This window comes from Massilia agilis (genome assembly GCF_024756255.1).
GTDB classification, from domain to species: domain Bacteria; phylum Pseudomonadota; class Gammaproteobacteria; order Burkholderiales; family Burkholderiaceae_D; genus Telluria; species Telluria agilis.
This window is the reverse complement of sequence record NZ_JANUHB010000018.1, coordinates 1-1069: the sequence shown is the minus strand read 5'-3', so window position 1 is coordinate 1069 and position 1069 is coordinate 1. Positions and strand designations below refer to the sequence as shown.

Sequence of the window (1069 nt, the reverse complement as noted above, 5' to 3'; positions counted from 1 at the left end):
TTACGTCTTCAGCGCGTCGGACTTCAACTTCAGCGACTTCAACACCGGCGATGCGATGACCAAGGTCAGCATCTCGGCGGCGCCAGGCGCGGGAAAACTGCAGGCATTCGTCAGTGGTGCATGGCAGGATGTCGGCGCCAGCGCCAGCGTGACTACTGCGGAGATTAATCTTGGCCACCTGCGTTTCGTGCCGGTGGCCGATGCGAATGGCGATCCGTACACCACCTTCACGTACAAAGTGTATGACAACGCCAGCGCCGTCTCCAACGACGCGACGATGACCGTCAAGGTCACGCCAGTGAACGATCTGCCAGTGGCCGCCGACGGAACGATCACGACCAACGAAGACACCAGGGCCACCGGCAACCTGCCGGCAGCCACCGACGTCGAGCACGACACGATCACCTACGCCAGCGCGACCGGCCCGTCGCACGGCACGGTGGTCGTCAACGCCGACGGCAGCTACGAGTACACGCCGGCCGCCAACTACAACGGCCCGGACAGCTTCACCTACACCGTCAGCGACGGCTCGGGCAGCAATACCTACAACGTCAGCATCACGGTCAATCCGGTGAACGATGCACCGGTGCTGGCGGTTTCGCCGGTGACTGTGGCGCAGGGTGCGACCATCACGCTTACCACGAGCTACCTGAACGCGACCGACGTCGATACCGGCAACGGCAGCCTGACGTACACCGTCACCAGCGCGCCGGGCAAGGGCACCATCACGGTCAACGGCACCGCGGCGACCTCGTTCACCCAGCAGGACGTCATCGACGGCAAGGTAAGCTACACCGCCAACAGCTATGGCAGCGATCAGATCGACAGCTTCAGTGTGTCGGTCTCGGATGGGGCCCTGACGGATGCGAAGTCGGTTGGCGTCACCATCACGTCGGCCAACGTCGCACCGACCAGCACTGGCGGCGCAGTCACCACGGCCGAGGACACGAACTACGTCTTCAGCGCGTCGGACTTCAACTTCAGCGACTTCAACACCGGCGATGCGATGACCAAGGTCAGCATCTCGGCCGCGCCAGGTGCTGGCAAGCTGCAGGCCTACGTCAGCGGT

The 1069-nt window shown here is 63.4% G+C and carries 1 protein-coding gene; it reads left to right on the top strand.

All coding sequences use genetic code 11. The features are described 5' to 3' along the window. The coding region (locus tag NX774_RS23270; RefSeq protein ID WP_258824679.1) for a tandem-95 repeat protein at window positions 1–1069 on the top strand (1069 nt) is incomplete at both ends.